We start from the raw sequence: 17,927 nt of genomic DNA on the forward strand, positions 1-17,927 counted from the left end.
AGGCTGTCGGGGTGCCGCAGACCTTCGCCGTTCCCGCCGCCGTCGAACTCGCGGTCGTCGAGCGCAGCGGTTTCATCGAGTCGCGCCACGCCGGCGCAGCGGTCGTCCTCGGTGCGGACGGCACCCCGATCCGAACCCTCGGCGACGTCGACGCCCCGATCCTCCCCCGCTCGACCCTGAAGCCCTTGCAAGCGCTCGCCAGCATGACCGCGGGAGCCACCCTCGAAGGCGAACGACTCGGCCTCGCGACAGCCAGCCATTCCGGAACCGACCGGCACGTCTCCGTGGTGCGCGACATCCTGAACGAAGCCGGTCTGGGTGAGGACGACCTCGGATGCCCTCCCGCCTGGCCGGGCGACACCGCGACGCGCGATGAGATCGTGCGCGAGCTCGGTGCCCCCACCCGCATCCGGATGAACTGCTCCGGCAAGCACGCCGCGATGCTCGCCGCATGCGTCGCGAGCGGTTGGGACACCAGGACGTACCTCGACCCCGACCACCCCCTCCAGGTGCACACCCGCGAGGTGATCGAGCGGCTGACCGGCACCAAGGCGTCGGCGATGGCGATCGATGGATGCGGCGCCCCGGTGTACGCGATGAGCCTCATCGCGCTCGGGCGCGCGATCCAACGCATCGGCACCGCGAGCGAACGATCGCCGTTCGCCCTGCACCGCATGGCCGGCGCTCTCGTGCGGGCGGTTCGTGAGAACCCGTGGACCATCGACGGTCCCGGTCGGCCCGACACCGTCGCGATCGAACGACTCGGCGTCTTCGCGAAGACCGGGGCGGAGGGCGTGCTCGTGATGGTCGCTCCCGACGGCACGACGGCTGCGCTGAAGGTGCTCGACGGCAACGGCCGCGCGGCGTCGGCGATCGCCCTCACTCTGCTCGTGCGGGCCGGGGCGCTCGAAGCCGCTCCCGTGGCCCGTGTGATCTCTCATCTCCCGCTGACCGTGCTCGGCGGCGGACAGAACGTCGGCATCATCCGGCCGACGGTGTAGCGGCTCCTCACGAGGGAGCGCAGAAAGGACTGCCATGCGCATCAGCGTTCCGAGTGAGGTCAAGAACAACGAGTATCGCGTCGCACTCACCCCGGCGGGTGTCCACGACCTCGTCGTCAACGGTCACGACGTGTTCGTCCAGCGTGGCGCCGGCGAGGGTTCGTCGCTGCCCGACGCGGAGTACGCAGACGCGGGTGCGGTGCTGCTCGACGACGCCGACGAGGTCTGGGCCCGTGCTGAGCTGCTGCTCAAGGTCAAAGAGCCGATCGCGAGCGAGTACCACCGCTTCCGCGATGATCTGGTGCTGTTCACCTACCTTCACCTCGCGGCCGACCGACCGCTCACCGACCGCCTGATCGAGAGCGGCATGACGGCGATCGCCTACGAGACCGTGCAGCTCCCCGGCGGGAGCCTGCCGCTTCTCGCGCCGATGAGCGAGGTCGCCGGCCGCCTGGCCCCGATGGTGGGAGCCTCCACGTTGCTGCGCTCCGCCGGGGGTCTCGGTCTGCTGATGTCCGGGGTGCCCGGAACCCGACCCGCCACGGTCACCGTCATCGGCGGTGGGGTGGCGGGGGCGAACGCCGCGTACATCGCCGCAGGGCTCGGCTCGGATGTCACGATCTTCGACACCAACATCCAGCGTCTTCGTTTCCTCGACGATCACTTCCAGGGTCGTGTCAAGACCGCCGCCTCCAACCCGCTCGATCTCGAACGGTCGGTCGTGGCTTCCGATCTCGTGATCGGCTCGGTACTGATCCCCGGTGCGAAGGCGCCCAAGCTCGTGCGCAACGAGACCGTCGCACGCATGCGGCCGGGCTCGGTGCTGGTCGACATCGCCGTCGACCAGGGCGGCTGCTTCGAGGACACCCGGCCGACGACGCACGCAGACCCCACCTTCCGCGTGCACGACACGGTGTTCTACTGCGTGGCCAACATGCCCGGCGCCGTGCCCAACACCTCGACCTCGGCGCTGACGAACGCCACGCTCCCCTACGTTCGGCAGATCGCCCGCCACGGCTGGCGGCAGGCGCTGCGAGCCGACGGCGCGCTCGCGGCCGGACTCAACACCACCGCTGGACGGGTCGTCAACGCCGGCGTGGCAGCGGCTCACGGCATCACGGCGGACTCGTCGGCCGACGCGCTGAGCTGAGCGGCAGCACTGAGCGGCAGCACGACCCGTCGGACGCGATCGGTCCGCGTATCGATCACCCACCCACGTCGGCGACCGGGAGCAGCGTACGGCGGCAGCTCCCGGTTGCCGGTGACGAGGCGGAAGTCGCCTGCGCTCGCGGCGTCGACGACGAGCTGACAGCGTCCCTGCGCGCCGGCCGCGGCCGCGCGCCAACGGCCCATCCATGCCTCCGGAGTGCCCCACACCACTCTGCCTGGCCGCAGGGAGGTCGTCTGGTCGACGGTCGCGACCTCGAACCCCTGCCCGCGCCAGTGATCGAGCAGGGCATGCGTGGCGCCCGTCGAGGGTGCGACGAACGCCGTGGCGCAACGCGGCTCGAAAACACCGGGTCCCCCAGCGTCATGGCGGAGCGGGCGGGATTCGCCGGGATCCGCGAACTGGACGAGAGCCCCGCTCCACCTCCCCCGCCCCGCGGGTGCCGAGGGGTCGTGGTGCGACGCGTCGCCGCCGAAGGCGCCGTGCTCCGAGCGCGACACCGCGGTGAGTACGGCACGATCGGGCAGGTGGTCGACGATCCTGCCGACGGCCCCGGTGACGCGCTGTGCCGCGCACACGAACTGGATACCGCGAGAACGCGCATCACGTGCGACACGTTCCAGCATCGTGGCAGCGGCAGCGCTGTAATCGTCGGGCAGTGAGCCGAGCAGGCGGTCGAGGTCGTCGACGACGATGACCCACCCTTCCGGAACATCGTCGAGAACGGCGATGACGTCCCACGCGCTCTCGAGGTCGGCCGGCACCCAGCACACCTGCCCGGGTGACACCTGCGCGGCGATGGTCCGCAGCAGCGTCGTCCGCCCCGAGCCCGCGCGGCCGAGGACGGCGGCCCCCGGCGCACGCCGATCGAGCACCACGGCGCGCCGGCGCTGCTCGGCGGGCTCGTCTGCCAGGCCGAGGACCACCGCATCCTCCTGCCTCAGCCCGGCGAGCTCGATACGGTCGGGCAGCGGCGGCAGCCAGGGGCGACGGGCGGGGTGCGCTCCGGCCGCCGCACGGGCGATGTCCTCGATCGCCGCCCGCGGGCACCGACTCACGCGGACCAGGAGCGGTTGCGCGTCGGCCGGCCGCCTCACCAGAGCTGCCCCACGGTCATCGCGTCCGCCGGGCAACGCGGCGGCCTCGGCCGAGCCGAGCACCGCGCGGGATTCGGCGACATCCGACACGCGCAGCGCGATCCGCAGCGGCGCATTGGCGAGCACCGCTTCGCGGAACCCCGCCGCGCGCTGCGTCGCCAGCACGAGGTGCATCCCGAGCGCACGCCCCCGGGCGGCGATATCGGCGAACACGTCGTGCATCGCCGGATGGGCCGCCGTCAGCGCGGCGTACTCGTCGACGACGACCACCAGCCGCGGCAGCGCGTCGTCCGTCTCGGCGATGTCGCGTGCCCCGAGCTCGGCGAGAACCCGCTCGCGATGCCGGACCTCGGCGCGGAGGCTCTCGATCGCGCGCACCGCGTTGCGTTCGTCGAGGTCGGTCACGACACCGGCCACATGCGGCAGACACGAGAGAGCGTCGAACGCACGGCCGCCCTTGAAGTCGATGAGGAGGAAGTTCACCTGTGCCGGTGGAAGGCGTCGCGCCAGCGCCGCGATCCAGGTCACGAGCAGCTCGCTCTTCCCACTGCCGGTGACCCCCACCACGACCGCATGCGGCCCGTCCTCGACGAGGTCGATCTCGACCGGCTCGCCACGGCCCGCGCCGAGGACGGCGGTGAGTCCCGCACCGCGCGGCGTCGGCAGCTCATCGAAGGTCAGACTCGCCATGTGATCCGCAGCCACCGCCGCAGCGCGCTCCCGAAGCAGCGCGACGGTCGCCGCCGCCTGCTCGCGCCCGATCGATTCGGGGCGGATGGTCGCGGACGAGCCACCGTACCCGAGCACTGCGTCGTCGACGCCGGTCACCCGCACGACGGCCCCGCACCGGGGCGGCGGAGCAGCGGAATCGGCGCACACGATCACGATGTCGGCGTCGGGAGGCGGAGCACCCGTCCCCCACCAGAGCCGCAATCCCCCGGGCGTCGAGGTGTGCGGGAGGTCACGGGCCCAGTCCTCCGGCGCGGCGACGACCGAGACCTCGCCGGGCGCGTGGACGAGGCAGATCTGCAGCACCAGAGCGCGCGCGATCGATGCCGCGGGAGCGACGGACCCGACGACGGCGACTCCAGCCTCGAGCGGCACGGTGACCGGGGCCTGCCGAACCGTCGCGGCGGCCCGTCGGAAGGCCGGCGGCGCGTCACCCTCGACACCCGTGTGCGACGGCGCATCACCCGATCCCACGACCAGCACCTCGCGCCCCGGCCTCGGCCGCCAGAGGTCATCCGGCGCGACCAGAAGGCCGGCGAGACCGGGCGTCGCACGCCACCGATCCGCTCGCTCGAGCGCATGCCGTTCGTCGAGCTCCGCGTGCGCCGCTCGGAGGTCCGCCTCGGCGCGAGCCGCGGACCGGCGCCTCTCTCGACGGGCCACCCGCGCCCCGTCGAGGAGCGTCGCGACCGCGACGAGGGGCCCCAACGCGGCGAACCAGAGCACGGTAGGCGACCCGGTGATCTGCCAGAGGATGACGGCACCCGCAGCCGGAACGACGAGCGCCCACACGGGGAACGGAGGCCGCTGCGGATCAGGCCGCAGTGAAGGGAACCGGATGGGGGCGTCGAGCGAGACCGTCGGATGCACGTATGCGAGTCAAGCGACACCCGCACCCTGCGCGCGGCTGATCACCACGAATGCGGGAAGGCCGGACTCAGCCCGCGCTCGGGGAGGAGCCGTCGGAGGAGTCGTCGGACGAATCGTCCGAGGCGCCCACGACGTGCGCGTCGAGCACGATGATCGTCACGTTGTCGCGACCGCCGTTCTCGAGGGCGGCGGTCATCATGGCGGACACCGCCGCAGCGGGGTCGTCGTTCTCGAGCAGGAAATGCAGGATGCCGTAGTCGGTGAGCTCTTTCGTGAGCCCGTCGCTGCAGATGACGAAACGATCGCCGTCCACGACGTCGAGGCGCACATAGTCGGGCGTCACACCGTCGCTCGGCCCGACCGCACGGGTGATGACGTTGCCGTACGGGTGCTGCTCCGCCTCTTCGGGGCTGAGGCGTCCGGCCGCGACGAGTTCCTGAACCACCGAGTGGTCGGTCGTGACCTGGGCGATGGCCTGGTCGCGCAGCAGATAAACCCTGGAATCGCCGATGTTGAGCGTCGTCCACTGCGGTTCGCCGTCGACGATGTCGAGGTAGACGCCCGTGACGGTCGTGCCGGTTCCATCGTCGGTCGTCTCGGGGTGATCGGCGATGTCGCCGACCGCGCGTTCGAGCGCCTCTTCGATGTCTTCGGGGGTGACCACACCGCGGTCGGCGACGCCGCGCAGGCGTTCGACGGCGCTCGCACTGGCGATCTCACCGCCGATATGCCCACCCATGCCGTCGGCGACGATGAACAGCGGATACTGCGCGAGAACGGCATCCTGGTTGCTGTCGCGACGACGTCCGGTGTCGGTCGCGGCGGCCCACCGGAGTTCGATCGCACCGGACGGGACGTCCACGATCCGGGATTGGGTCGTGGGGTCGGGCACGCTGTCACTCTTCTTTCGTCGACGGATGGGCGTGTCACACTCTAGTGGACGCACCCGTGGAGCGGGATTTGGTCAGCCGGCGGCGGGATCCGACGGCAGCGGGAAGAGCGCGTCGATGGTGGCCAGCTCATCGACGCTGGGATGCCACGCCGAGGCCGCCGCAGCGTTCGAGCGTACCTGCTCGGCCGAGGTCGCCCCGGCGATCACGCTGCTCAGCGCCGGCTGCGCCAGAAGCCAGCCGAACGTCGCCTGCACCATCGTGATACCCCGTTCGTCGCACAACGACCGGTAGGCGTCGATCGCATCCCACGGTGCGTTCTCCCACAGGTGACGCCGCTCCCGCGCGACCCGTGAGTCGGCCGGGATGTGGTCGCGCGTGAACTTTCCGGTCAGCAGACCGTTGTGCAGCGGGAAGTACGGCAGAAAGCCGCGCCCGAAGTGCCGAACGGCCGGGAGCACTTCGCGCTCGGCGGCGCGGGCGAGCAGGCTGTAGTGGTTCTGGGCCGAGATGAAGGGCACATCTCCGCGGGCGCGCGCGACGGCCTCGGCCTCGGCGACCTGCCACCCCGCGAAATTGGAGTGCCCGATGTAGCGGACCTTGCCCTCGCGGACGAGCTCCGACAGCGCATCGAGCGTCTCTTCGATCGGCGTCTCGGGGTCGGGGGTGTGCAACTGATAGAGGTCGATCCAGTCCGTCTGGAGGCGTTCGAGCGACGCCTCCACCGCACGGCGGACGTACACGCGCGATCCCTTGGCGCCAGGCAGCCCCAGGTCGACGGCGCTGTGGCCGAACTTCGTCGCCACGACGACGCGGTCCCGACGCCCCCGCAGGGCCTCGCCCATCAGCGTCTCGGAGAGACCGGGCTCGCCGCCGTAGATGTCGGCGGTGTCGAAGAAGGTGATGCCGGCGTCGAGGGCCGCGTCGAGCACCTCGACTGTTCCGTCCAACGTCTGCGTGGGCGTCCCGCGTCGACCGAAGTTGTTGCATCCCAGCCCGACGGCCGAGACGAGGAGGCCGGAGGATCCGAGTCGGCGGGTCTGCACTGCGTCGTCCATCCCTCCACGCTAGACCCCCCGTGCGCGATCTCGGCGCGCGAGACGACGAGGAGCCCCCGTCTTTCGACGAGGGCTCCTCGGGTGCTCACTGCCGCGGCGCGTCCGGAGCGGGGGGCTCGGTCGTCGGCGGCGTGACCGGCGGCTGCGCGGCCGGGGGCGGGTAGGCACCTGCCGGGGGCGCCGGCGGCGCTGCGGGAGGCGGGTAGGAACCGGCCGGCGGGGCGCTGGACGCAGCGGGAGGAGCGTAACCGGCTCCTGCGGCTCCGTAGGCGCCCGCAGCGGGCGCGGCTCCCCCGTCGGGCTGCACGGGGATGCCCTGCCAGACCGTCGTGTCGCGCAGGAACGAGGTACGCCACGGCGACGGCTGGATGTTCGGGTTCCAGGGCGAGCTCGAGAAGGCTGCGATGCCCAGCCAGATCAGCGAGCCGAGGCCGGGGATGATGTAGAGCAGGACGAGCGGCCAGTCCTTGCCGAGCTTCTGCCCGACGCGGACGCTCGCGAGAGCCAGGGCGACGAGGGCGAGGTATCCGAAGATGAAGCCGATGGCCGGGATGTTGCTCAGCACGCCTGTCGCGATGATCGCGCCCAGCATGACCCAGGGCGAGAGGTCGCCGAGCTTCGCGAAGACCATCTCGCGGTAGAACGGCACCCAAGCGCGCCATTTGCCCTGCACGCCGGCCTTTTCGAAGATCTTCATGTAGAAGAACGAGCTGATGATGTAGCCCGCGAGCAGAAGGATCAGGAAGATGGGAAGGAGCAGCAGGACGAGCGCGAAGAGAGCCCCCGCCCCCGCACCGTCGTCGTAGTAACCCGGCATGAACGACCTCCTCAGTCGTGACCTGGACGACGCGCTCGCGTCATCGGTCGCCGCTCATGCTAGCGAAACACGCGCCCCCGCGTGGTCTTTGACGGGGGCACGATGCCGATCAGACGACGAGTTCGAGCTCGGCGGATCCTGCCGCCTCTCGCAGCGCCCATCCGTTCACGTCTGCCCAGGCGATGAGATCGGCCGGTGACCCCACCACAGCGGAGGACAACGCGAGAGCGCGAGTGAACTCGCCCTTGGCGTGCTTGTTGAAATGGTTCAGGGCGCGCACAGTACCGTCGGCACCCGCCGAGACGACGCGAACGAAGGCCGACGGCACCTCCGCGGGCACGGGAGCGAGCGCGACGTAGGCGTCCGAGCGCAGATCGAGCACGAACGACGCGTTCAGCTCGCCCAGGGCCGCGGAGCCGGCCGCAGCCCAGTGACGGCGGAGCGGCGGGATGCCGGGAAGCGCTGTTCCGGCCGCGAGACGATAGGCCGGAATCGGGTCGAGCGCGGCGACCGGCCCGAACGGCGGCGACTGAATGAGCACATGCTCGCCGAGCCAGGCGCGCGCCGCGGGGCCGAGGCTCGCCGAGTCCAGGGCGTCGAACAGCACGCCGGTGTAGCGGTCGACCGCAGGCATCGTCGGAGCGGTCTTCAGCCCGGCGTTCACGGCGATCTCGCCCAGCTGGCGGGCACCGAGCTTCAGCACCCGCGCCGCGGCATCCGGATCGCGCGACAGCTCGACCAGCGCGTCGACGGCTGCGCGCCGCTGGGGTGCGAGCTGCGGAAGCGCGAGCTCGTCCATGACGAGCGGCCCGCCTGTGCCGCCGGCACGCTTGGTCTCGGAGGGCGGTAGCAGCACCAGCATCCGGAGTCTCCCTTCACACGCGAGAGACCGCACCCCGGAGGGTGCGGTCTCTCGTAGACGCGGTACAGGTCAGGCCAGAGCGGCGTTCCCGGCCACGATGGTGAGCTCGTCGCCCTCCATCGACAGGAAGCCGTCCTGCGCGTTGGCGACGATCTTCTCGCCGCCAGGCTGCGTGATGCGCACCTGGCCCTCGGCGAGGATCGCGAGCACCGGCTCGTGACCCGCCATGAAGCCGATCTCGCCCTCGACGGTCTTGGCCACGACGAGGGATGCCTCACCCGACCAGACCTCCGCCTCGGCGGAGACGAGCGTGACCGTCAGAGCCATGTCAGCTGTTCTCCTTCTGGATCTTCGCCCACTTCTCTTCGACGTCGCCGATACCGCCGACGTTGAAGAAGGCCTGCTCGGCCACGTGGTCGAAGTCACCCTTGACGATCGCGTCGAACGACTCGATCGTCTCCTTGATCGGGACCGTGGAGCCCTCGACACCGGTGAACTTCTTCGCCATGTAGGTGTTCTGCGAGAGGAACTGCTGGATGCGGCGCGCGCGCGACACGACGATCTTGTCCTCTTCGGAGAGCTCGTCGACACCGAGAATCGCGATGATCTCCTGCAGTTCCTTATTCTTCTGGAGGATCTGCTTCACGGCGGTCGCGACGCGGTAGTGGTCCTCGCCGATGTAGCGCGGGTCGAGGATGCGGCTCGTCGAGCTCAGCGGGTCGACGGCCGGGTAGAGACCCTTCGACGCGATCTCGCGCGAGAGCTCGGTCGTCGCGTCGAGGTGCGCGAAGGTCGTCGCCGGAGCCGGGTCGGTGTAGTCGTCGGCGGGGACGTAGATCGCCTGAAGCGAGGTGATCGAGTGGCCACGGGTCGAGGTGATGCGCTCCTGGAGCACACCCATCTCATCGGCCAGGTTGGGCTGGTAGCCCACCGCGGACGGCATACGGCCGAGCAGCGTCGAGACCTCGGAGCCGGCCTGCGTGAAGCGGAAGATGTTGTCGATGAACAACAGCACGTCCTGCTTCTGCACGTCGCGGAAGTACTCGGCCATGGTCAGGGCCGACAGGGCGACGCGCAGACGCGTTCCCGGCGGCTCGTCCATCTGGCCGAAGACGAGGGCGGTCTTGTCGAAGACGCCCGCCTCCTCCATCTCGTGGATGAGGTCGTTGCCCTCACGGGTGCGCTCACCGACACCGGCGAACACCGACACACCGCCGTGGTCCTGCGCGACGCGCTGGATCATCTCCTGGATGAGGACGGTCTTGCCGACGCCGGCACCACCGAAGAGGCCGATCTTTCCACCCTGGACGTAGGGGGTGAGCAGGTCGATGACCTTGATGCCGGTCTCGAACATCTGGGTCTTCGACTCGAGCTGGTCGAAGCTCGGGGCCTGACGGTGGATGCCCCAGCGCTCGGTGACCTCGATGGTCTCGCCCTCGGCGGCGTTGAGAACGTCGCCCGTGACGTTGAAGACCTTGCCCTTGGTGACGTCGCCCACGGGCACCGTGATGGGGCCGCCGGTGTCGCGCACTTCCTGGCCGCGGACCATGCCGTCGGTCGGCTTCAGCGAGATCGCGCGGACGAGGTCGTCGCCGAGGTGCTGAGCGACCTCGAGGGTGATCTCGGTCGACTCGCCATCGATCGTGATGGTGGTCTTGAGCGCGTTGTAGATGTCGGGGATCGAGTCGTGCGGGAACTCGATGTCGACGACGGGGCCGGTGACGCGCGCAACGCGGCCGACGACCGACGTGGCTTCGGCAGTGACGGTGGTCATGTCTGTCTCTTTCGGTTGGTCTTACTTGCCCGACGCCAGAGCGTCGGCGCCGCCGACGATCTCGGCGATCTGCTGAGTGATCTCGGCCTGGCGAGCGTTGTTGCGCAGGCGGGTGTAATCGGTGATGAGCTTGTCGGCGTTGTCGCTCGCCGACTTCATCGCCTTCTGCGTCGCGGCGTGCTTCGCGGCGGACGACTGGAGCAGCGCGTTGAACACGCGGCTCTGGACGTAGACCGGAAGCAGCGCATCGAGCACCGTCTCGGGATCGGGCTCGAACTCGTACAGCGGGTAGACCGGAGCCTGGTCCGCTGTCGCAGCGTCGGCCTCGACGACCTCGAGCGGCAGCAGACGCACTGCTTCAGGCGTCTGCGTCATCATGCTGACGAAGCGGTTGTACACGAGGTGGATCTCGTCGACTCCGCCGTCTTCGCCGCCCTGAGCGTAGGCGTCGAGGAGGGCCCCGGCGACCTGCTCAGCGGTGCTGAAGTGCGGTGTGTCGGTGTCGCCCGTCCACTCGCCCGCAGCCCGCATCCGACGGAACTGGAAGTACCCGACGGCCTTGCGGCCGATGAGGTAGTAGTCCACTTCCTTGCCCTGCGACCGCAGCAGCTCGGCCAGCTCGAGACCCTCGCGGAGGATCTGCGAGTTGAACGCGCCGGCGAGGCCGCGGTCGGAGGCGAAGATGACGACCGCCGAGCGACGGATGGTCTCGCGCTCGGTCGTCAGCGGGTGCTCGACGTCGGAGTGGGTCGCCACCGCGGAGACGGCACGCGTCACGGCCCGCGCGAAGGGAGAGGATGCGCGGACGCGCCCCATCGCCTTCTGAATGCGCGAAGCCGCGATGAGCTCCATCGCCTTCGTGATCTTCTTGGTCGTCTGAGCAGAACTGATCTTCTGCTTGTAGACCCGGAGTTGTGCGCCCATAGTGTGTCGTCCTCCGCGTCAGCCGCGGCGGCCCTTGACGATCTGCTCCTGGTTCACGTCATCGGCCTCGGCGGCAGCGGTCTCCTCGTGGCCCGGCTTGTTGATGGCCTGGCCCTTTCCGCCCTGGAACTCGAGCACGAACTCGTCGACGACCTTCTCGAGCTCGGCGACGGTGTCGTCGCCCAGCACGTTGGTCTCGCGCAGCGTGTCGAGGATCGACGTGTTGCGCTTGAGGTAGTCGAGCAGCTCGCGCTCGAAGGTGAGGACGTCCTCGACCTCGATCGTGTCGAGCTTGCCGTTGGTCCCCGCCCAGATCGAGACGACCTGCTCCTCGACCGGGTACGGCGAGTACTGCGGCTGCTTGAGCAGCTCGGTCAGACGCGCACCACGCGCCAGCTGACGGCGCGACGCGGCGTCGAGGTCGGACGCGAACATCGCGAACGCCTCGAGCGAGCGGTACTGCGCGAGCTCGAGCTTCAGCGTTCCCGAGACCTTCTTGATCGACTTCACCTGAGCGTCACCACCGACACGCGACACCGAGATACCCACGTCGACCGCGGGACGCTGGTTGGCGTTGAACAGGTCAGACTGCAGGAAGATCTGGCCGTCGGTGATCGAGATCACGTTGGTCGGGATGTAGGCCGAGACGTCGTTGGCCTTGGTCTCGATGATCGGCAGACCCGTCATCGAGCCCGCGCCCAGCTCGTCGGAGAGCTTCGCGCAACGCTCGAGCAGGCGCGAGTGCAGGTAGAAGACGTCACCGGGGTATGCCTCGCGGCCCGGCGGACGACGCAGCAGCAGCGACACGGCACGGTAGGCCTCGGCCTGCTTCGACAGGTCGTCGAAGATGATCAGGACGTGCTTGCCCTCGTACATCCAGTGCTGGCCGATGGCCGAGCCCGTGTAGGGGGCGAGGTACTTGAAGCCGGCGGGGTCGGATGCCGGAGCCGCGACGATCGTCGTGTACTCCATGGCACCGGCGTCCTCGAGCGCGCCCTTCACCGAAGCGATGGTCGAGCCCTTCTGGCCGATGGCGACGTAGATGCAGCGAACCTGCTTGTTGACGTCGCCCGACTCCCAGTTGGCCTTCTGGTTGATGATCGTGTCGATCGCGATGGCCGTCTTACCGGTCTGGCGGTCGCCGATGATCAGCTGACGCTGACCGCGGCCGACGGGGATCATGGCGTCGATGGCCTTGATACCGGTCTGCATCGGCTCGTGGACCGACTTGCGCTGCATGACGCCGGGCGCCTGCAGCTCGAGGGCGCGTCGGCCGGTCGTGGCGATCTCGCCGAGGCCGTCGATCGGGTTGCCGAGCGGGTCGACGACGCGGCCGAGGTAACCCTCGCCGACACCGACCGAGAGCACCTCGCCGGTTCGCGTGACCTTCTGGCCCGCCTGGATCCCGGCGAAGTCGCCGAGGACGACGACACCGATCTCGTGCTCGTCGAGGTTCTGCGCGAGGCCCTCGATGCCGTTCTCGAAACGGACGAGCTCGTTCGCCATGACGCCGGGCAGACCCTCGACGTGGGCGATGCCGTCGGCCGCGTCGACGACGGTGCCGACCTCGGTCGCGGCGGCCCCGGTGGGCTCGTACGCGGCGACGAAGTCTTTCAGCGCGTCACGGATGACATCCGGGCTGATGGACAGTTCTGCCATGGTGTTCCTTCGGTCCTGAGTCTGAGGGTCCGGATGCATCCGGCCGGTGCGCCCCTGCGGGCGGTGAGGTGGGTCAGCCCGCCAGTCGCTGGCGGAGATCGGAGAGGCGGGAGGCGACGGTGGCGTCGATCACGTCGTCGCCGATCTCGATGCGCAGACCCCCGACGACCCCGGGGTCGACGACGAGGTTGAGCGCGACGGCGGTGCGGTATCGGTTCGAGAGGGTCTCGGCGAGACGGGCACGCTGCTGATCGTTGAGCGGGGTCGCCGTGCGGACGCTCGCGACCACGCGACCACGCTGGTTCGAGACGATGCGGATGGCTCGCTCGAGCAGCTGACGCACGCGACGTTCACGCGGACGCTGCACGATCGACGACGCGATGAGGCGCGTACCGGCGCCGAAGCGTCCGTCGAGAAGGCGCTCGATGAGAGCCCCCTTGGCCGAGGCCTCCCCCAGCCGGCTGCCGAGAGCGAGTTCGAGCTCGGGGTTCGCTGACACGGTGTGCAGCACACCGAACAGCTCGTTCTCGAGATCGCCCTGATCGGCGACGGCGGCGGCGCGGATCGCCAGCTCCTCGACGGCGTCGACGAAGTCGTCGACAGAGGACCAGCGCTGCGCGACGGCCGTGCGCAGCAACGACACGGTCTGCGGCGCGAACGCCGGACCGAACACGTCGCCGACGACCTTGTCGCGAATCTGCGACGAAGCCGCGTTGTCCGTCAGCGCGCCGCTCAGCTGCGGCGAGTCCGCCAGAGCCCGCGCGGCGGCGAACAGCTCACCGGACACCTCGAGCGTGAGCCCGGGGGTCTCGGCGATGGCCGACGTCGTCGCGACGAGTGCCTGAGTGGTCGCGCTGCCCATCAGTTCGACGCCTTCTCTGAGGCCTCGAGCTCGCTGAGGAAGCGGTCGACGACAGCCTGAGCCTTCTGGTCGTCGGACAGGGTCTCGCCGATGACGCCGCCGGCGAGGTCGAGAGCCAGCGTGCCGACCTCGCTGCGCAGCGATACGGCGGCCGCCTGGCGCTCGGCCTCGATCTGCGTGTGCGCGGCTGCGGTGAGGCGTTCGGCCTCGGCCGAAGCGTTCTGCTTCGCCTCGCTGACGATCTTGCGACCGTCCTCGCGAGCGGCGTCGCGGATCTCGCCGGCTTCCTTGCGGGCCTCGGCCAGCTGAGCGGTGTACTCCTCGAGCGCCGCCTCGGCCTTGCGCTGGGCTTCATCGGCCTTGGCGATGTTGCCCTCGATGGCCGCGCTGCGCGCGTCGAGCACCGTGTTCAGGCGCGGCATCGCGTAGCGCACCACCACGAAGATGATGACGAGGAAGCAGACAGCCGACCAGATGATGTCGTAGACCGCCGGGAGGATGGGGACCTGGTTGGATCCCTCCTCGGCCGCAAGCGTGACAAGAGCGTTCAGCATCCTGTCTCCTTATCTGTGGGTCGCGTCGGGATCAGAGCGCGTTGAAGATGAACGGCGTGACGATGCCGATCAGCGCGAGGATCTCGATGAACGCGACACCGATGAACATGGTGCTCTGCAGGCGGCCGGCGAGCTCGGGCTGACGGGCGGTCGACTCGATGGTCTTGCCGATCATGATGCCGAGGCCGATGGCCGGGCCGATGGCCGCGAGGCCGTAACCCACGGTCGCGATGTTGCCGGTGACCTGGGCGAGAACCGTCGTTGCGTCCACTGGTGTTTTCCTTTCGTAGGGCGAGCAGCCGGTCAGCTGCTCGTCAGTGCTCTTCCGCGACCGCGAGCTGGATGTAGACCGCGGTGAGGATCGTGAAGACGTAGGCCTGGAGGATCGAGACGAAGATCTCGAAGAGGGTGAAGGCGAAGCCCATCGCGAGCGTGCCCGCCGCGAGCGGCGTGAAGGCGTTGAGGCCCAGCAGGAAGAACTGGGTCGCCGCGAAGAACAGCACGAGCATGAGGTGGCCGACCATCATGTTCAGGAGAAGTCGCAGGAACAGCGACACCGGGCGCGCGATGAAGGTCGAGATGAGCTCGACGAGCGCGATGATCGGCAGCAGGTAGACCGGCACGCCGCTGGGGACGAGCGAGTTCTTGAGGAAGTGTCCGACCCCGTGCTTGCGGATGCCCGCGTAGATGAACATGACGTACGCCACGAGCGCGAACACCAGCGGCGCACCGGCCACCGAGGTTCCTGCGATGTTCATGCCGGGGATGACGCCCGTCAGGTTCATGAACAGGATCGTGAAGAACATCGCGGTCAGCAGCGGGAGGAAGCGGCGGCCGTCCTTCTCGCCCAGGACCTGGTACACGACCTGGTCGCGGACGAAGCCGAAGCCGAACTCGACCACGCTCTGGAACCGGCCGGGGACCACTGAGAGGCGGCGCGTGCCGACCACCAGGAAGATCACCAGCGCCACGGTCGCGATGACCTGGACCATGCTGATCCGGGTGAATTCGAAGGGCGTGCCTTCGAACAGCAGAGCCGGCGGGAAGAAGTCGGAGATGGACGGCGGGTGGAACTCGTTGTCCGATGCCGCCGCTGCGACAATCGTCGTCGCTTGAGTCAACGTATTGGCTCCAGCTTCTCGGGCCAGCCAGGACTAGCTCGGTGAGGGTTTAGAAGGGGAACGACTCCAGCGGGGCCTCAGTGTCGCCACTGCACACCGGCCGCAGAGTGTAGTCCCACACTACCAAAGGTTACGGCTCGACCTAATCCTGGATCGTGTCGGACGTCGGAAGTTCGACATCCGATGCACCGGAGAGCCGCATCCGGCTCAGGACGATCAGGTCGACCACCAGCGACGCGACCGCCGCGACGATGACAGCGAGGGCGAAGATCCCGCGCTCGAGCCACTCCACCTGGAACAGCAGAAGCAGCGCGACGATCACGAGGACGAACTTCAGCAGCCAGCCGCCCAGCACGACGGCGAAGAAGATCTGGAGCCACTGCGGGTGACCGTACCAATGGTTGCCGATCAGGATGCTGAGGGCGGTGAACGCGGGGAAGACGATGCCGACCAGCGCGCCCAGCACGCCGCTCCAGGCGCCGTCCGCCCCCGCGACGAGCCCGCCGACGAGCGCGAGGACTGCCGCGACAACGACGCCGACGAGCAGCCCCCACGTGAGCGCGGCACGCAGGACGGGTGTGCTGGAGATGCGGCGGCGAGCGGTGGGATCGGGGGTGTTCGCAGTCACGAGGAGGGCTCTTTCACGAGGGTGGTCGGGCGCTGAGGGCGCGCGGGGATGAAGGTCACGACGAGGCACGCGGCGACGCCGAGCACGAGGAAGCCGAGTCCGAAGAGGTAGTCGCCGGGCCAGGCCGCGGTCGTGCCGATGTACATCAGCAGCACCGAGAGGCTCACGACCGTCGTCCAGGCATAGAAGACGAGGACGGCGTCGCGATCGCTGTGGCCCATGTCGAGCATGCGGTGGTGCAGGTGCTTGCGGTCGGGCGAGAACGGCGACTTACCGCGGGACATGCGGCGGATCACCGCCATGCCGAAGTCGAGCAGCGGCAGGAGGACGACGACGACCGGCAGCAGGATCGGGATGAACGCACCCAGCAGCTGCGAGCGGCCGAACACGTCGTTGTCTCCCGTGGCCGGGACGAGGGTGCCGGTCACGAGGATCGCCGAGCAGCTCATGAGCAGCCCGATCATGAGGGCTCCCGAGTCGCCCATGAACAGCTTCGCGGGGTTCCAGTTCAGCGGCAGGAAGCCGGCGCAGACCCCGAGGAGGACGACGGCCAGGAAGGATGCCAGGTTCGCGTAGCTGCTCGCGCCGAAGTCGCGCCCGAGCAGATAGGTGTACGTGAAGAACACGCCGTTCGCGATCAGGGCCACCCCCGCCACGAGGCCGTCGAGGCCGTCGATGAAGTTGACGGCGTTCATCACCACGACGATCGAGAACACCGTGATCGTGAAGCTCGCGGCGCTCGAGACCACCGTCTGGCCCCCGAGCGGGATCGTGTACATCTGCACTCCCCCGAAACCCACGACGATGGCCGCGGCGGCGAACTGCGCACCGAGCTTGATGAGCCAGTCGAGGTCCCACAGATCGTCAGCGACGCCGACGACGACGATGAGCGCGGTCGCCGCGAGGATGGCCCAGATCGGTTCGGGCTTGGCCCAGAAGATCGCGAAGAACGGGATCTGCGACGAGGCCAGGATGACCGCGGTGGCACCGAGGAACATCCCGACGCCGCCGAGTCTCGGCGTCGGCGTCCGGTGGACGTCGCGGTCGCGGATCTCGGGGTAGAGCTTGTACCGCAGACTCACCTTGAGGACGAGCCACGTCAACCCGAAGGTGACGAGGGCCGTGACCACGAAGGTGGCCAGGTAGAGCCTCACGCGACGCTGCCGCCGGCGGTCTCGCCGGTGCCGCCCCCGGAGCCGGGCTCCATGGGGGTGCGGTTCGCCGCCTCGGCGTGCTCGGGCTCGGGGTCGGGTTCGAGCAGGTCGTCGAGCACGTCGCGCAGTGCCTCGCGGCTGACGGCACCCTCGCGGAGTACGCGCACCGGGGCAGGGTCTGAGCCCACCAAGGTCGTCGCGTCGACGATCGTCGAGGCCACACCGGTCGCGGCAGGGCCGCCGTCGAGGTAGACCGAGACACTGTCGCCCAGCATCCGTATCGCGTCGTCGATCGTGACGGCAGCGTTCATCTTCGTGAGATTGGCGCTCGAGACCGCCAGGGGCCCGCACTCCTCCAAGAGCTCGAGGGCGAACCTGTCGGCGGGCATGCGCACCGCGACGGTTCCCCGGGTCTCGCCCAGGTCCCACGACAGTGAAGGTTGCGCGGGCAGGACGATCGTCAGACCTCCCGGCCAGAACGCTTCGACGAGCCGCTCGACGGGCTCGGGCACCTCGGCCACGAGCGCGCGCATCGTCGCGATGCCGGCGACCAGCACCGGGGGCGGCGACTGGCGACCCCGCCCCTTCGCGGCGAGCAGCTTGGTGACGGCCGCGGCGCTGAAGGCGTCGGCGGCGACACCGTAGACGGTGTCGGTGGGCAGGACGATGAGATCGCCGCGACCGATGGCCTGGCGCGCCTGGCGCATGCCGGGGAGGACCTGGGTCTCGTCGCGGCAGTCGAAAACGGGAGACATGACC

The 17,927-nt window shown here is 69.2% G+C and carries 18 protein-coding genes; 2 read left to right on the top strand and 16 right to left on the bottom strand.

From position 1 onward, the window contains the following. Nucleotides 1–11: 11 nt before the first annotated feature. Together QUC20_RS11270 and ald are read left to right on the top strand one after the other, a co-directional pair. Nucleotides 12–1,001, top strand: a complete 990-nt coding sequence (locus QUC20_RS11270; RefSeq protein WP_120264827.1) for an asparaginase — start codon at nt 12–14, stop codon at nt 999–1,001. Between the two features lie 34 nt (nt 1,002–1,035). Then, nucleotides 1,036–2,151: an alanine dehydrogenase gene (gene ald / locus QUC20_RS11275; RefSeq protein WP_289329920.1), complete on the top strand. Its 1,116-nt coding sequence runs from the start codon at nt 1,036–1,038 to the stop codon at nt 2,149–2,151. Here ald and QUC20_RS11280 read toward each other — a convergent pair. The 16 genes from QUC20_RS11280 to QUC20_RS11355 all read right to left on the bottom strand — a co-directional run bounded on the left by QUC20_RS11280 (nt 2,109) and on the right by QUC20_RS11355 (nt 17,923). Beyond that, complete coding sequence (locus QUC20_RS11280) at nt 2,109–4,865, bottom strand: FtsK/SpoIIIE domain-containing protein (protein ID WP_289329921.1); 2,757 nt, start codon at nt 4,863–4,865, stop codon at nt 2,109–2,111. The genes ald and QUC20_RS11280 overlap by 43 nt on opposite strands. Nucleotides 4,866–4,932: 67 nt before the next feature. Next, entirely contained in the window at nt 4,933–5,757 is an 825-nt protein-coding gene (locus QUC20_RS11285; RefSeq protein WP_120264824.1) for a PP2C family protein-serine/threonine phosphatase, read from the bottom strand. A gap of 72 nt (nt 5,758–5,829) precedes the next feature. Continuing rightward, nucleotides 5,830–6,813 (bottom strand): aldo/keto reductase, encoded by a 984-nt coding sequence (locus tag QUC20_RS11290; protein WP_289329922.1) that lies wholly within the window; start codon nt 6,811–6,813, stop codon nt 5,830–5,832. An 85-nt stretch (nt 6,814–6,898) separates the two neighbouring features. After that, complete coding sequence (locus QUC20_RS11295; RefSeq protein ID WP_120264822.1) at nt 6,899–7,630, bottom strand: large exoprotein; 732 nt, start codon at nt 7,628–7,630, stop codon at nt 6,899–6,901. A 109-nt stretch (nt 7,631–7,739) separates the two neighbouring features. Next, nucleotides 7,740–8,492, bottom strand: a complete 753-nt coding sequence (locus QUC20_RS11300; protein WP_289329923.1) for a YaaA family protein — start codon at nt 8,490–8,492, stop codon at nt 7,740–7,742. A gap of 69 nt (nt 8,493–8,561) precedes the next feature. Further along, entirely contained in the window at nt 8,562–8,819 is a 258-nt protein-coding gene (locus QUC20_RS11305) for a F0F1 ATP synthase subunit epsilon (RefSeq protein WP_023955192.1), read from the bottom strand. A 1-nt stretch (nt 8,820) separates the two neighbouring features. Next, nucleotides 8,821–10,266, bottom strand: coding sequence for a F0F1 ATP synthase subunit beta (gene atpD, locus QUC20_RS11310; RefSeq protein ID WP_094260016.1), 1,446 nt, complete (start codon nt 10,264–10,266; stop codon nt 8,821–8,823). A gap of 21 nt (nt 10,267–10,287) precedes the next feature. Then, nucleotides 10,288–11,190, bottom strand: coding sequence for a F0F1 ATP synthase subunit gamma (locus tag QUC20_RS11315; protein WP_023955196.1), 903 nt, complete (start codon nt 11,188–11,190; stop codon nt 10,288–10,290). Nucleotides 11,191–11,208: 18 nt separating this feature from the next. Further along, entirely contained in the window at nt 11,209–12,849 is a 1,641-nt protein-coding gene (gene atpA / locus QUC20_RS11320) for a F0F1 ATP synthase subunit alpha (RefSeq protein ID WP_289329924.1), read from the bottom strand. Nucleotides 12,850–12,922: 73 nt separating this feature from the next. Beyond that, nucleotides 12,923–13,711 carry a F0F1 ATP synthase subunit delta gene (locus QUC20_RS11325; RefSeq protein WP_289329925.1) on the bottom strand — a complete coding sequence of 263 codons (789 nt, stop codon included), beginning with the start codon at nt 13,709–13,711 and terminating at the stop codon, nt 12,923–12,925. Next, on the bottom strand, nt 13,711–14,265 hold the full coding sequence (locus QUC20_RS11330; protein ID WP_120264817.1) for a F0F1 ATP synthase subunit B: 555 nt from the start codon (nt 14,263–14,265) through the stop codon (nt 13,711–13,713). Before QUC20_RS11330 ends, QUC20_RS11325 begins: the two co-directional genes overlap by 1 nt. Before the next feature lie 31 nt (nt 14,266–14,296). Further along, complete coding sequence (gene atpE / locus QUC20_RS11335; RefSeq protein ID WP_023955203.1) at nt 14,297–14,536, bottom strand: ATP synthase F0 subunit C; 240 nt, start codon at nt 14,534–14,536, stop codon at nt 14,297–14,299. Nucleotides 14,537–14,579: 43 nt separating this feature from the next. After that, nucleotides 14,580–15,386, bottom strand: a complete 807-nt coding sequence (gene atpB / locus QUC20_RS11340; protein WP_259455379.1) for a F0F1 ATP synthase subunit A — start codon at nt 15,384–15,386, stop codon at nt 14,580–14,582. A 142-nt stretch (nt 15,387–15,528) separates the two neighbouring features. Then, nucleotides 15,529–16,014: a Cg1360 family ATP-synthase-associated protein gene (locus tag QUC20_RS11345; protein ID WP_120264816.1), complete on the bottom strand. Its 486-nt coding sequence runs from the start codon at nt 16,012–16,014 to the stop codon at nt 15,529–15,531. Next, complete coding sequence (locus QUC20_RS11350; protein ID WP_120264815.1) at nt 16,011–17,168, bottom strand: MraY family glycosyltransferase; 1,158 nt, start codon at nt 17,166–17,168, stop codon at nt 16,011–16,013. The genes QUC20_RS11345 and QUC20_RS11350 overlap by 4 nt, the downstream gene beginning before the upstream one ends. Beyond that, complete coding sequence (locus QUC20_RS11355; protein ID WP_289329926.1) at nt 17,165–17,923, bottom strand: L-threonylcarbamoyladenylate synthase; 759 nt, start codon at nt 17,921–17,923, stop codon at nt 17,165–17,167. The genes QUC20_RS11350 and QUC20_RS11355 overlap by 4 nt, the downstream gene beginning before the upstream one ends. Nucleotides 17,924–17,927 lie beyond the last annotated feature (4 nt).

Source organism: Microbacterium arborescens (assembly GCF_030369635.1).
GTDB lineage: Bacteria > Actinomycetota > Actinomycetes > Actinomycetales > Microbacteriaceae > Microbacterium.

Excerpts from the sequence above, each read along its gene's own strand:
- ald (WP_289329920.1), top strand. The coding sequence starts at position 1,036 with ATGCGCATCAGCGTTCCGAGTGAGGTCAAGAACAACGAGTATCGCGTC.
- QUC20_RS11290 (WP_289329922.1), bottom strand. The coding sequence starts at position 6,813 with ATGGACGACGCAGTGCAGACCCGCCGACTCGGATCCTCCGGCCTCCTC.
- QUC20_RS11295 (WP_120264822.1), bottom strand. The coding sequence starts at position 7,630 with ATGCCGGGTTACTACGACGACGGTGCGGGGGCGGGGGCTCTCTTCGCG.
- QUC20_RS11300 (WP_289329923.1), bottom strand. The coding sequence starts at position 8,492 with ATGCTGGTGCTGCTACCGCCCTCCGAGACCAAGCGTGCCGGCGGCACA.
- QUC20_RS11305 (WP_023955192.1), bottom strand. The coding sequence starts at position 8,819 with ATGGCTCTGACGGTCACGCTCGTCTCCGCCGAGGCGGAGGTCTGGTCG.
- atpD (WP_094260016.1), bottom strand. The coding sequence starts at position 10,266 with ATGACCACCGTCACTGCCGAAGCCACGTCGGTCGTCGGCCGCGTTGCG.
- QUC20_RS11315 (WP_023955196.1), bottom strand. The coding sequence starts at position 11,190 with ATGGGCGCACAACTCCGGGTCTACAAGCAGAAGATCAGTTCTGCTCAG.
- atpA (WP_289329924.1), bottom strand. The coding sequence starts at position 12,849 with ATGGCAGAACTGTCCATCAGCCCGGATGTCATCCGTGACGCGCTGAAA.
- QUC20_RS11325 (WP_289329925.1), bottom strand. The coding sequence starts at position 13,711 with ATGGGCAGCGCGACCACTCAGGCACTCGTCGCGACGACGTCGGCCATC.
- QUC20_RS11330 (WP_120264817.1), bottom strand. The coding sequence starts at position 14,265 with ATGCTGAACGCTCTTGTCACGCTTGCGGCCGAGGAGGGATCCAACCAG.
- QUC20_RS11355 (WP_289329926.1), bottom strand. The coding sequence starts at position 17,923 with ATGTCTCCCGTTTTCGACTGCCGCGACGAGACCCAGGTCCTCCCCGGC.